Origin of the sequence: Autumnicola tepida, from assembly GCF_031846485.1 — a bacterium.
Lineage (GTDB): Bacteria > Bacteroidota > Bacteroidia > Flavobacteriales > Flavobacteriaceae > Autumnicola > Autumnicola tepida.
The window spans coordinates 33,015-46,176 of the sequence record NZ_JAVRHQ010000002.1 but is presented as its reverse complement, the minus strand read 5'-3'; the positions used below and the strand labels follow the sequence as shown (position 1 = coordinate 46,176).

The 13,162-nt window shown below is 39.1% G+C and carries 11 protein-coding genes; 4 read left to right on the top strand and 7 right to left on the bottom strand.

Translation table 11 applies throughout. From position 1 onward, the window contains the following. Window positions 1-51: 51 nt before the first annotated feature. The gene (locus RM553_RS02825) at window positions 52-1,566 is read right to left on the bottom strand and encodes a DEAD/DEAH box helicase (RefSeq protein ID WP_311533466.1); all 1,515 of its coding nucleotides are present in this window, start codon (window positions 1,564-1,566) and stop codon (window positions 52-54) included. A 322-nt stretch (window positions 1,567-1,888) separates the two neighbouring features. Between RM553_RS02825 and RM553_RS02820 the strand changes: the two genes are divergently transcribed. After that, window positions 1,889-2,446, top strand: a complete 558-nt coding sequence (locus RM553_RS02820; RefSeq protein WP_311533465.1) for a hypothetical protein — start codon at window positions 1,889-1,891, stop codon at window positions 2,444-2,446. Window positions 2,447-2,500: 54 nt separating this feature from the next. Here the strand turns inward: RM553_RS02820 and cysM are convergent, their stop codons facing one another. Together cysM and epsC are read right to left on the bottom strand one after the other, a co-directional pair. Further along, window positions 2,501-3,391, bottom strand: a complete 891-nt coding sequence (gene cysM, locus RM553_RS02815; protein WP_311533464.1) for a cysteine synthase CysM — start codon at window positions 3,389-3,391, stop codon at window positions 2,501-2,503. Continuing rightward, window positions 3,388-4,179 (bottom strand): serine O-acetyltransferase EpsC, encoded by a 792-nt coding sequence (gene epsC / locus RM553_RS02810; protein WP_311533628.1) that lies wholly within the window; start codon window positions 4,177-4,179, stop codon window positions 3,388-3,390. The genes cysM and epsC overlap by 4 nt, the downstream gene beginning before the upstream one ends. A 484-nt stretch (window positions 4,180-4,663) precedes the next feature. Here epsC and RM553_RS02805 point away from each other — a divergent pair, with 484 nt between their 5' ends. Then, entirely contained in the window at window positions 4,664-5,878 is a 1,215-nt protein-coding gene (locus tag RM553_RS02805) for an MFS transporter (RefSeq protein ID WP_311533463.1), read from the top strand. A 2-nt stretch (window positions 5,879-5,880) separates the two neighbouring features. Here the strand turns inward: RM553_RS02805 and RM553_RS02800 are convergent, their stop codons facing one another. The 3 genes from RM553_RS02800 to RM553_RS02790 form a co-directional block, all read right to left on the bottom strand. Continuing rightward, window positions 5,881-7,722, bottom strand: a complete 1,842-nt coding sequence (locus tag RM553_RS02800; RefSeq protein ID WP_311533462.1) for a T9SS type B sorting domain-containing protein — start codon at window positions 7,720-7,722, stop codon at window positions 5,881-5,883. 68 nt (window positions 7,723-7,790) lie between these two features. Beyond that, entirely contained in the window at window positions 7,791-8,300 is a 510-nt protein-coding gene (locus RM553_RS02795) for a DUF6155 family protein (protein ID WP_311533461.1), read from the bottom strand. Then, window positions 8,300-10,567, bottom strand: coding sequence for an FUSC family protein (locus RM553_RS02790; protein WP_311533460.1), 2,268 nt, complete (start codon window positions 10,565-10,567; stop codon window positions 8,300-8,302). The genes RM553_RS02795 and RM553_RS02790 overlap by 1 nt, the downstream gene beginning before the upstream one ends. Before the next feature lie 145 nt (window positions 10,568-10,712). On the opposite strand from RM553_RS02790, the gene RM553_RS02785 reads away from it, so the two are divergent. After that, on the top strand, window positions 10,713-11,711 hold the full coding sequence (locus RM553_RS02785) for an NADP-dependent oxidoreductase (protein ID WP_311533459.1): 999 nt from the start codon (window positions 10,713-10,715) through the stop codon (window positions 11,709-11,711). Window positions 11,712-11,798: 87 nt separating this feature from the next. On the opposite strand, the gene RM553_RS02780 is transcribed toward RM553_RS02785, so the two are convergent. After that, window positions 11,799-12,512, bottom strand: coding sequence for an SDR family oxidoreductase (locus RM553_RS02780; protein ID WP_311533458.1), 714 nt, complete (start codon window positions 12,510-12,512; stop codon window positions 11,799-11,801). 209 nt (window positions 12,513-12,721) lie between these two features. Here RM553_RS02780 and RM553_RS02775 point away from each other — a divergent pair, with 209 nt between their 5' ends. Further along, a complete protein-coding gene (locus RM553_RS02775; protein WP_311533457.1) occupies window positions 12,722-13,084 on the top strand; it encodes a hypothetical protein in 363 nt (120 codons plus the stop codon). Window positions 13,085-13,162 lie beyond the last annotated feature (78 nt).

The following is a 13,162-nucleotide window of genomic DNA, read 5'->3' as shown; positions in this document are numbered from 1 at the left end:
AATTAATTCCAACAGCCTTTTTTAAAATTATATATGATTATTTCCTGAACTTTAGAATTCTTTATTGATCTGCATCCTTAGCTTTCTGGAATAATCCTCTTCCAGCCAGTCCCGGTAATTTTTGGTGCTTTTGCTAATGCAGTAAGAATATTGTTTAATCCTGGAAGAAATATCATCCTTGAGCTCCTGGGCAAGTATCCTCGCATCAAAGACATCTTCGCTGTTTTCAACGCACATCCTTACATGTTGTTCCATAGACCATTCTAAAACTGTTTTAGATTTCAGCCCTTTTTTGATCACCTCGTCATAAGCGCTTTCCACGTCATAATCAACATCTTCAGAATTGGCAAATTTCTTCCTTACGTCAGGTGGCATTTCATACTTAAATTCCCTTTCTATTTCATCGTCGCTCAACAGGTTTTCAAAATAGAAATCCGGAGACCTAAAGATTTGTTTCCAGTCTACAGGCGCGCTCCAGTCACCAAAACGCGCCATATTGTTACCAAGATCAATCACATTAAATTCAGATTTTCCCGGGAGTACACGGGAACCCCTTCCTATCATCTGGAAGTAAAGCGTAAGGGATTTCGTGGCACGATTTAAAATAATGGTCTCCACTGTAGGTTCGTCAAAACCAGTGGTAAGAATACTAACCGAAGTTACAATGGCATCTGGCGTATGCTTGAACCATTTTAAAATATCCTTACGATCCTGCTTACTGGTGGTATTGTCCAGGTGCCTGATAGGAAGTCCGGCATTTTTGAAAGTCTCGTAAACTTCTATGGAAGTGTTTATACCATTATTGAAAATAAGGGTTTTTTTACCTTTAGAACGCTCCATATAAGCATTCAGAAGTTTTTCCTGCATGGAAAAATTTGAATACAGTTCCTCGGAAGATTTAACAGTGTAGTCCCCATTCATCCCGATTTTTAATCCGGAAAGCCCAACATTATAGCTATAAGTCTTTGCACGCGCCAAAAATCCTTTCTCTATTAAAGATGAAATAGAATCCCCTACAATAAGTTCCCTGTAATTATCCTTCATGGGAAGTTTAATATTGGAACTAAGCGGGGTTGCGGTAACTCCGAGGATAAAGCATCTTTCAAAAAATTTAAACAACTTTCTGAAGGAGTTGTAATGCGCTTCATCAATAATCACCATCCCGATATTCCTTAAATCGAGCTTTTCATCATGAAGCCGGTTGTTTAAAGTTTCCACCATGGCCACAAAGCACATGTACTCATCCTGGTCTGGCAGCTCCTTTACTTTGCTATTTATGATTTTATTGCGTACCCCAAAATCGGTAAGCATTTTAGACGTCTGCTTACACAATTCAATTCTGTGAGTAAGTATAAGGACTTTTTGTTGCGTTCTTTGGATATATTCTCTTACAATCTGGGAAAATATAACCGTCTTTCCTCCGCCTGTAGGCAACTGATACAGAAGGTTGTAATGTTCAGGATGTTCCTCAATTACTTTAAAAATCTTCTCTATATCTTTCTGCTGATAGTCATATAGTTCCTTATCTACTTTCTTATTTTCAATTCCAAATGTTTCGATCTCCATAGGCTTTATTAAATCTCCAATTTTGCAAAAATAACAGATTTTTAAAGTAAAATAAAGCTTTTGGGCCTAAAACAGGATTTTTTATTTTTTGGGAAGTGCGGAGTGAGCGCTACTTAAAGAAAAATATTTTAAAATTTTTAATGTGATACTGTAACATTCTTTTCTTCGGTTCGTCTTTATAATAGAGATCAGGATAATTAGTCTCATCAACTATAATATCTGTCTTCATTAATATGCTCTTTGACTTTGTAAAACTTTTTTCAGGTTATAAAAGCCTGGAATTTTTAATTAAATATTTATTCATCAATCAAAATTTATCATCATGAAAAAAGCAATTCTTTTTTTAATGCTCGCTGGATTTTTCGTTTCAGCCCAATCACAAGAACAAATTATTGAACTTGAAGAAACAGAAGTCAAAATGAATTCTGTCCCTCTAACCTCCAACTTCAGCTCCGGGGAAGCCGAGTTTATTATTGATGAAGGTTACACGATGCAATTTCATCACAATGCTCTGGAATTCGTAAAGAAAAATTTCGACATCCAGGAATTTATCGAAAAGTACGGGCACAAAGGCTCCGACTCTTACGAAGTAACTTTCAGAAGCCGAAAAGGTTTACTGCAAACTGTTTATGATTCTGAAGGCAATATGCTTAGTTCCTATCAGAAATTTAAAAATGTTGCACTTCCTTATGAGGTTAGAAATGAAATTTACAGACAATACCAGGGATGGGATGTTATTAAAAATAAGTTTGTAGCCAAAGGGAAAATGGATAATATAGACAAAGGTTTCTATAAAATTCAGGTTCAAAAAGGAAGTAAGAAAGAAACTTTTAAACTTCCTTTAACTGAAACTTCCCTGGCAGGACTGGCAAGTAACTAATTTGTTTTTGGTTGGTTTTATAAGGCGGGATTGGCATAAGCTGATTCCGCCTTTTTAATTTTCACCAAACAAATCTGAAGATAAATAGCGGTCTCCCCTGTCGCAAATAATACTCACCACAAGCCCCTCCTCTATTTCTTCGCACAATCTTACTGCCGCCGCAGTTGCTCCACCACTGCTCATTCCTGCAAAAATACCTTCTTCAGTCGCTAATTTACGGGTCATTTCCCTTGCGTCCTGTTCGCTTACCTCCAGGATTTTATCCACTTTATTTTTATCAAAAATTTTTGGCAGGTACGCCTCGGGCCACTTTCTTATACCGGGTATTTTGGCTTCATCTGTTGGCTGCACTCCCACTATCTGCACATCTTTGCTTTTTTCCTTCAGGAATGTAGATGTTCCCATTATGGTTCCAGTAGTTCCCATGGAAGAAACAAAATGTGTGATTTTATGCTCTGTATCTTCCCAGATTTCCGGACCGGTGGTTTTGTAATGCGCTTTCCAGTTGTCGTTGTTGCTAAATTGGTTAAACATAAAATAGCCTCCTTGTTTTACTTTATCTTCAGCATAATCACGGGCACCTTCAATGCCACCATCTGCCCTGGTAAGGGTAACTTTTGCACCATAGGCGCGCATGGTTTGAACCCTTTCAACCGTAGAATTTTCAGGCATTACCAGTTCAATATCCAGTTTAAACATACTGGCGATCATAGCCAGTGCAATACCGGTATTTCCACTGGTAGCTTCAATAAGCCTGGTATTTTTATTAATATCACCCCTGTCCAGGGCGCTTTTAATCATATTATAAGCTGCACGGTCTTTTACACTTCCACCGGGATTTTGCCCCTCCAGCTTGAAATACAGGGAAACTTTTGGGTTTTTCACCAAAGTATTCGCCTTTACCAGAGGAGTATTTCCAATCAGCTTTAATATAGAATCATTCATTTTTCTGAAGTATTTTTAATGTTGATCTGTGGATTATGAGAAACCATCGAACCCTGCGGCACCGATGCTGTTAGCCATACGTTACCGCCAATTATACTATTTGCGCCAATAGTCGTTTCACCTCCTAAAATTGTGGCATTGGCATAAATGGTCACATTTTTTTCAATGGTAGGGTGCCTTTTAATGCTCCTCATTTTTCGGTCTACATACAGCGCTCCCAGAGTCACTCCCTGGTAAATTTTCACGTTGTCTTTAATTATGGCTGTCTCCCCAATTACCACCCCTGTGGCATGGTCTATAAAAAACGGGGTGCCAATTTGAGCCCCGGGATTAATATCGGTTCCCGTAAGGCGGTGGGCGAATTCAGTCATTAATCTGGGAACCAGCGGTAGGCCAAATTCATAAAATTCATGGCTTAACCTGTAAATAGCAATGGCAAAAAATCCCGGATAAGAGAGATAAACCTCTTCTACCGAGTTTGCGGCGGGGTCGTTTTGAGCTATAGCCTCTGCATCTTTGTTTAATTTTTTAAGAATTTCAGGCAGTCTTTCCAAATATTCCTGCCAGATATCACGGCAGGGCTTATCAGGTTCCCAGCAAACCAAATCTGCCAGCTCCTGGAATTGTTTTTCCAGCTTTTCAATATTTTCGGCTACCTCGGTATCCACATCAAAAAGTGTAAAAAACAGCTTTCGGGTAAATTCTTCTGTTTTTTCTTTTATGCTGAATTTTAGATTCGGATGCTTTTTATTTGTCTGAATCTGTTCAATAATTGATTTTTGATTGATTATCGCCACAAGTCTGTCTGAATTTTCAAATTTCAATTTCAAAAATAAGCAATAGCAAAGGAAATTTTAGCTTATTTATCATAAATGCTACAGTCTGAAATTTTATTCTTACCGCCTGAAAATATGCATAAAAGAGCTGCAGTTAATTATTTCACAATTTTGCACCACCTAATTCCCTATACCCGTAAATTTATATATCAAATTTTATTTATTAACCATTAAATAAATAGTCATGGCTGAACAGCAAAAAAAGCAGGATCCTAAAAAGGACACTGCTAAAAAGCAAGATCCTAAAAAACAGGACCAAGGCAAAAACGCTCCCAAAAAGTAATTTTTGGTTGAGATTTTTTACCAGGCCACCCTTAAAAGGTGGCTTTTTTATTTTCTTTTTTTTACAATTTTCAGAATTAATCAAATAATAGTTCGCTTGCTTTTTTCCGGGAGATCAGAGATACTATATTTGTTGGTTCTAAATACAAACCTTTTGAAAGAATATTACCAGTTCTTAAAAATCAATTTTAAACCCGTAAGTTTTGGATGGCTGCTTACCTTCCTTTCCAGTTTTGGACAAACCTTTTTGATCTCCCTTTACGTTCCAGAAATTATTAAGGATTTTGGTATAACCGAAGGTTCTTTTGGGGCCATTTATGCCGGTTGTACGGTTGCAGCTTCGGTTATCATGCTAAGCGTGGGCCATACTGTAGATCATATCCCGGCAAAAAAGGTTACTGCTTTTACTATTATCAGCCTAGCTGCCTCCAGCGTCCTGCTCGGATTTTCTTATAGTATCGGTTTATTGATAATAGCACTCATAGGCCTTCGCCTTTGCGGGCAGGGGCTGCTTAGCCATATAAGTATGACTTTGGTTTCCAAATATTTCAGTAAAAACCGTGGGAAAGCATTAAGTGTTTCTGCTTTAGGATATTCTATTGGAGAAGCAATTTTTCCGGTGATCATAGCTTCCATTATCGCTGCGTTCGACTGGCGTATAGCCGCTATAGTAAGCGGAATCGCGCTATTTCTATATCTTCTGAGGTTAAAATTCACAGATCTGGCTGGATTTGATAAAGATCTCTCTACAGAAGTAAAGCCATCTGTCTGGTCACTCCTTAAGGATTACAAAAGCATTGTATTCCATCATAAATTTGGTATTATGATGCCGGCCATTTTTATGCTGGGTTTTACCAATACCGCCATTTTCTTTTACCAGTATGTTTTTGTGGAAAATAAAGGATGGTCCGCGCAGCTTTATGCAGGCTTTTTTGTGGTCTATGCGGCTTCAAGATTTTTATTTTCGCTTATAGGCGGGAGCTGGGTAGATAAATATTCCGCCAGGAAGATGTTTCGCTATTACCTTATCCCAATAAATATTGGCCTGCTGCCATTTGCATTTATGGATAGTATTATAGGAGCTTTGATCTATCTTATTCTGGCTGGAATTACCACAGGTATGTCTGGTACTGTAAAAACCGCAATTATTGCTGAAATGTACGGGCTTGAAAAAATGGGGGCAATCCGAAGCGTATTTACCATGTTTATGGTAGTTAGCACGGCCTTGGGTCCTCTGGTAATTGGATTATTAATAGATTGGGAGGTAAATTTCAGCAATATTATGCTTTTGATTTTTGGAGCAATACTGCTGGCAAATATCAATTCTCAAAGAATACGAGGTGTTACGCCGGAATTAAAAAATGATTAGGACTAACGAACAAGGCTAAAATGGCCTTTAAGAGTACCAAAGTCTTCAATAAAAATATAATACCAGTAATCTGAAGCCGGTAAATCTTTATTATTAAAAGTTCCATCCCATACAAAACCTTCTCCATTACCAGCCTTCAGTAATTTACCATAACGGTCAAAAATCCTTATTTCTGAAGCAGAAAAATAGCTTAATCCGTTTAAGCTGAAAACATCATTATAACCATCGCCATTCGGCGTAATAAAATCGGGAATTACAATATGTGGAAATTTCCGGGAAACCGTGCTACAGCTTTGTGTATCCCTCATGTAAGCAGTATAAATTCCGCCGGGAATATTCCGGAAAACATTTGAACTTTGAAAATTTATGCCATCAAGGGAATATTCAAAGACACCTTCAAATTGCGAAACTATTTCTACCGTGGTGCCGCGGGAAATCACCTCTTCTATTCCAGCCTCATCTACACCAGATACAGTAAAATGCTTTACCGCCTCGCAGCCCTGGGGCGTAATTAGTGTTACTTCATATTCACCTGCTGAACTTACACTGATATCCTGACTTGTTTCCCCGACGGACCAAATATAGGCTAAACCAGGAATTCCTGCATCCAGGACAATGCTGCTTCCCGGGCAAATTTGAAGTGTTTCATCTGCAACTTCAGGTCTCCCATTAATAGTTAATGTTACCGCAGTCCGGGTACTTCCTGCACATTCATAATCCTTTTTTCGTGCTTCGGCATAATAGGTTCCTTCATTTTCAGGACTAAAAGAAGTAGTTCCTTCAGCCATAAGATTTCCTCCTGCAGGAGCATCAAACCAGTCCACAGTTTCATCTCCTGCAACGTTTACTGAAAGGGCCGGAATATTCTCATCCCCGCAAATTGCCTGATCTCCATTGCTTACCGGTGGCATTGGGGTTTCTACAATTTTTACCCGGTAAGCTTCAGAAGCAGAACTGCATAAATTGCTGCTTAGATTCACAGGATCTTCCGCTACTTTCACCCGGAAATATGCAGTACTGGCTAAAAGCGGCGTGATATAAACATCTGTTGTCGCGCCATTAATGTCACTCCAGGATTCGCCATCATTACTTTGCTGCCACTGGTAGTAATGACTGGAGTATACGCTGGAATCCGGCGTGGCGTTAAGCTCCACGCTTACCGGCGCTTCATCTGGACATACCACCACTTCTGCCGTACCAGTATCAGATTGCAAGGTGGTAAGATCTCCGCAGGAGGCAAAAACAATATCATCTATAGCCAGATCATTACCACAACCTCCATTTCCGTTATTAAACATTTTAAGAATAACGGCATTTTGTCCCGGCCTGCTCTGGAAAGTCAGCGCATACTGTTCCCATTTTGGGCTGGAAGTTGAAGCAATATCACCTGTATTTCCTTCTTTTAAAAGCTGGGTGTCCGTTTCATCCCAAATTTCAAAACGCACGTTCACAGGTATGCCTCCATTTGGACAATTTTGGTTTGAAGCATTGTAAATATTCATGAGATAAGCTGAAAATTCGTAAGAAGTATTTTCGCATAAACCGGAAGCCGTGGTACGATAAAACTGCCCTGAGGTGTAATCGGCATTTACAATAAGCGCCCTCCCGTTAGAAAGTGTGGTAGCTGGTAAATAACTGTGCCAGGAGTTTATGATATTGCCTATGTTACTGGAAATTGTGTATTCCCCGTCCTGCGGGTCGCCGGTTACATAGCGATAGCTGGTACGCCCTGCTGCCAATGCTGGGCCAGTGCCCGTACCGGAACCAAAATCTTCATGAAATATTGGATCACCCTTGCTGCCGGGACAAAAACCCAGTTGAGCAGAAGAAATCAACGGAATCATTAAAATGAAATAAAAGAACAGGATTCTGAGCATATTCAAATGTAAGGGAAATTGATTATCTAATTATTTCAATGGAACTGATCCATTAATTTTTCGAATTTGTACCTGTTTACCCAGTTTTGTTCCTGTACATTTATTTCAATTTTGTTCATCCTTTCAAAAAATTCTTCTTTTAAATTATTCTGGAGGACATAATTTACTGCTTCTTCAAAAGATTTATACATGCTTTTGGTAAAACTTTCTTTTTCCTCTTTATCTGCTGAAAAGGCCAGTGCTATTTCTACATTATAAAACATAACATCGGCAAGCATTACAGGATCCATGCCCAGCTTCAGGAAATGCTTAATATATTTATGGGCAACGGACCTTCTGGCTTTTGCCCTTTTTCTCCGTTCCGGAAAATATTCTCTGGAGATTTTTAGTTTCGCTTCCTGTACTAATTTTTCTTCTTTGGGGTTAAAAACAAAATCATAAAAGGTTTTTACCTCTCCAAAGCGTGCGTAGAGATCTAAAATTTGCTCTTCCAGGTCTTCTTTCTCAAGAGATTTTAAGTATTTCTTTAAAGCTCTTTTACTCATTAATCCATATTCAGGTTAAAGATTTTTTGCACTTTGGTGACCGAATTTAAAATATTTTCAGAAAGATCCCGCAGCCATTCCAGCTGATGATTTACCAGTTGCGCCTCCCTAAGCTGTAAACGCATTTCAGGATCAATTCTGGTTTTACCACTTTCCAGTTCCTTCATCCGCTGGTCCAATAATTTTTCATAAGATTTGCTAAGCCCTCTTTTAGCTTCTTCAATTTCCGCGGAATTATTAAAGGTTTCAGGAGTTGATGTATTTACGAGAATTTCTTCAGCTTTTTTAATATTTCCATAAATGTACTCTGTCATTTTTTCAAAACTTGCTGAAGCCGATGTAGTTTTATTGCTTCGTATAAAAGTTCCTAAAGAGGCCAATGCCGAAAGAAATGTCTGGTTTAGCCCTACCAGCCTAAAAATCAGGTCAATTTCCTTTTGCCTGGATTCCGGCTCCTGCGTTACTCTTTGGAAAGCAGCACTAAGATTTCCCATACTTATAAAAGCATGCTTTCTGGCCAGTTTATAACTCACTGGAAGTTCCTTTTTCTGGTGGTAATAGGCATCAATTTCTTTAAGGTAAGTTTTATTGGCGTTTAAACTGTTGATGAGTTGCTCTTTTAGACTATGGATTTCCCAGGCGGGCCATAAAAAGTAATTTCCCAGTGCGGCCAGGCCTGCGCCTATAATCGTATCTAATATGCGGTATTCAATAACATTTATCACATTAGGCTGCATCAGCGCGTAAATAAAAATAATACTTAGCGTGATGTAAATTGCAGCCGTCCTGTAGTTCCTTTGCAAAAGGGAAAATGCCATGGTAAGGGAACCAATTCCCAGAATGGTATACAATATTTTATTCTGAATAAGTAAAACAATGGCTATAGCTATCCCACCGCCAATTAATGTCCCGATAATACGTTGTTTTGACCGCTCTTTCGTGAGGCCGTAGTTTGGGCGCATTATCACTACAATCGTTAACAATATCCAGTAGGCGTTTTGAATAGAGAAATAGATACCGATAGAAAAACCTGCGACAACAATTAGTGCAAGGCGCAATGAATGCCTGAAAATAGTGGAGTTAAAATTGAAGTTTTGCAGCAACACCGCAGGGCTATAATCCTGCCTGCTAAGAAATTTAAGGATATCGGGATTTTTTACAAGCGGGTGGTGTGCCTTCTTTTTACTGCCAAGATTGTTAAAAATACTATTGATCTTCTGGACCTGCTCATTCTGGTAAGAATACAAATTTCGCAGCAGTAACATACTTTCCCTTCTTTCATTTACATCCATACTTTCTCTAAAGGCTTCAATACTGCTTTGTAATTGAGAAAGATGGAAATCCAGATTATTTTTGGGCAACTTGCGCCTGTATTGTAAAGAAGAGGAAAGTTGTGTAAGATGCTCTGCCATTGCGGCAATTAAAGACTTTAGTGCTTCCAGCTGTGCTTCTTTCCCTTTAAAAAGCATATCCATTTTCTCGTAATCTACGGGATTGGTCATTGCGAGTTCAAGAATATCGACCAGCTCAACAAACACCATCAAACGGTTTTTCTCATAATCGTTATTCCCGGATATTTTCCCAGCACCTATAAGGGTTTCCCGAAGTCTTTCGTGTTTTTCGTTAAGATCTGTCTGGAGCGAAAAAAGTTTTTCCTGCAGTTTATTTCTTTTCTTTCCCGGCGTTAAAAGTTGCCTTCTTATTTTAAGATAATCTGAAGTAATTTGCATTGCTTCTGCCAGCAAAACATCGGTTTCTTTTCGCGGGTTTAAAGAATACCAAAGTAAGCTGAGTAACAAATACCATAATCCTCCTGCAAAAATCAAAAGGCCCTGCTGCCAGATTTCCAGTCCCGACTGGATTTTAGTGAAACTAAGCACTACAGCCAATAATCCTGAAAAACTAACCAGGGACGCCCGCAGGCCGTAAACAGCAAGGTAGCTGATACCAAACATAAGAACTGCCAGAACAGGTACCAGCAGGAAGATATTAAACTGGGCATATCCAGATATCACTGTAGAAACCGCCGCAAGGCCCGAAGCGCAAACCAGGCCTATAATCTTATGTTTTAAACTCCCGGTTACATTGCTTGGCGAGCACAGTAAACATCCCTTGGCTATTGCTATCCCGATAACCAGGTTGGAAAAGGATGAAAAAAAGCTGATGGGAATAACAATGGAGAGGGTAAGGATAATTGCCTTTGAGAAGTCGGTACTCCTTAAAAAGTTTAGAAATTTGCGCAAATGCCGTGATAGTTTTGACTTCAAGAAAAAATCAGCTTTTAAGTTCTCCCATGCTAAGTTAAGCTTTAATTGCAGAACCTTCTGTGGAAAGTAATTCTTGGCATTAAATTAGGATTTCATCTTTGCAGTTCTCTTCAATTCCTACTAATTTCAGGAGAAAATACACGGGATGAACAAGAGTATAATTTTAAAGAACCGGCCTTCAGGAAAGCCTTCATTAAAAGATTTTGAATTTACAGATATTAAAAAACCTAAGGCAGAAGAGGGCAAATTACTGCTTAAAACCTTGTACGTAAGTGTAGATCCTTATTTAAGAGGACGCATGCGGGACGAGAAATCCTATATTCCGCCCTTTAAGCTGAATGAACCTCTGGAATCTATGATTGTGGCTGAGGTTTTGGAATCCCGAAATAATAACTTCAAAAAAGGGGATTTCGTGAGCGGAATGCTAAAATGGCAAGAAATCCAGATTTCAGATGGTGAAGGCCTGAATAAGATTGATAGCAACTCAGCGCCATTACCGGCATATCTGGGTGTACTTGGCCTGACTGGCATCACTGCCTATCTCGGATTGGAAAAAATAGGGAAACTTAAAAAAGGAGAGCACCTACTGGTTTCAGGTGCCGCTGGTGCCGTGGGCAGTGTGGCGGGCCAGATTGGAAAAATTAAATCTTGCAAAGTGACCGGCATTGCAGGTACGGATAAAAAAATAGATACGCTGCGGGAAAAATTCAATTTTGATGCAGGAATAAATTACAAGAAAACTGAAGATATGAAATCTGCCATAGCCGAAGCATGCCCGGAGGGTGTTGATGTTTATTTTGATAATGTTGGTGGCGAAATTCTTGATGCAGCTATGGCAAATATGAATAAATTTGGACGGGTAATCAATTGCGGCGCAATTTCTTTGTATAATGCTGAAGAACAACCTACGGGCCCAAGGCTGGAAACAGTTCTTATTAAGAAAAGCCTTTCTATGCAGGGGTTTACGGTAAGGGATTATGCTGAAGATTTTCCGGCTGCCATTAAGCAGCTGGGCCAATGGTTAAAAGAAGATAAATTAAAATATGAAGAAACCATCGTGGAAGGTTTTGATAAGATCCCGCAGGCTTTTATAGACATATTCGATGGCAAGAACAAAGGAAAGATGCTGGTAAAAGTCAGCTGATTTTAGCATAAGTTCCTGAGACTATTTCATATAAAAAAAGGCCGGATTTTCGGCCGGCCATTTCTTATAAAAATCCTTTTCCAAATATTACTTTTTTGGAGGCTGGGAAGGCCTTACCTCAATTTTGCTTGGCAAAGTACGCGGATTCAATTTTAAGAGGTCCACCACCATTTCCCCAATATCTTCCGGTTGGATTTTCCAGGCATCAGCTTCGCTTGGCGTATGGTCGTTAAAATGAGTGGCTACAGATCCTGGCATAATGGTACTTACATTTATACCCTTCTGCCTTAAATCCAGCATAACAGCCTGCGTAAAACCGGTGACTCCAAATTTACTTGCATTATAGGCGGCTCCTCCTGCAAAGAAATTTGTTCCTGCAAGGCTGGAGATTGTAATTACATAACCTTTGGATTTGCTCAAAGCATCCACAGCGGCTTTCACGCTGTAAAAAACTCCTGTAAGGTTAGTGTCAATGGTATCCTGCCATTGCTGCGGCGTAAGTTCTTCTATAGAACCAAATTTTCCCACGCCGGCATTGGCCACCATTACGTCCAGCTGTCCCCATTTATCGGTTACTTCTTTAATGGCTTTTGCCTGGCTTTCGTAATTGCGTACATCGGCTTCCACTCCTATTATATCCCCTTTGGATTTCAATTTACTGGCAGCTTCTTCCGCATGCTTTTTTGAGCGGCTGCTTATTGCCACTTTCATTCCCTTTTCTAACAGGGACTGGGCAACGCCAAAACCTATTCCTTTGCTGCCTCCTGTTATAAATGCTACTTTTCCTTCTAATGAACTCATAAAATTTTTTTTGATTGGTTTTAAATCTAATGAAGATTATGGATTCCTCTGAAAGATAACCACTAAGATATTGTTAATTTTAGGTGGTTATTCTTTACGTAAAATCTACGTTAAAATCTTTCAAAAAACAACAAAAAAGGTAACTTTGCAAAACCGAAAATCTGCCATTGGAGCAGCGGGATTCGTTTAATCTGATAATATTAAATTCGTTGGAAAATATTAAAGCTCAAAATTTACTGAACAAGATTCACCGTGACCTGAACCGCAATGGGATCATTATAAATACTATTGTAGAAGAACTTAAGGAGTTAAGGGCTTTAGTGGTGGAAGAAGGCAATCCTTTGTTAGCAAAGGTTATCAGGTTAACTTATGAGCATATTCAGGCCAATGAAGGTTTCGAAATTCCTATTCCTGAAGATGAACCACTGGAAGATGAAGTTGCTGAAGAAACTGAACAAACCAGTGGCGAGGAAAGTCTGGATTATTTATTCTCTTTAATGGCCGATCCCTCTAACAAGGTTAATGAGATTGAGTTGAGGGAATATGTAAAGGCTTTTCAGGAGTACGAATAGAAGTAAACTTCTCCGTACAGGAAATTTCAGAAAATTTCCAAAAATCTTATTCAGGAGTCGAATAAGTAAAATTGCTAA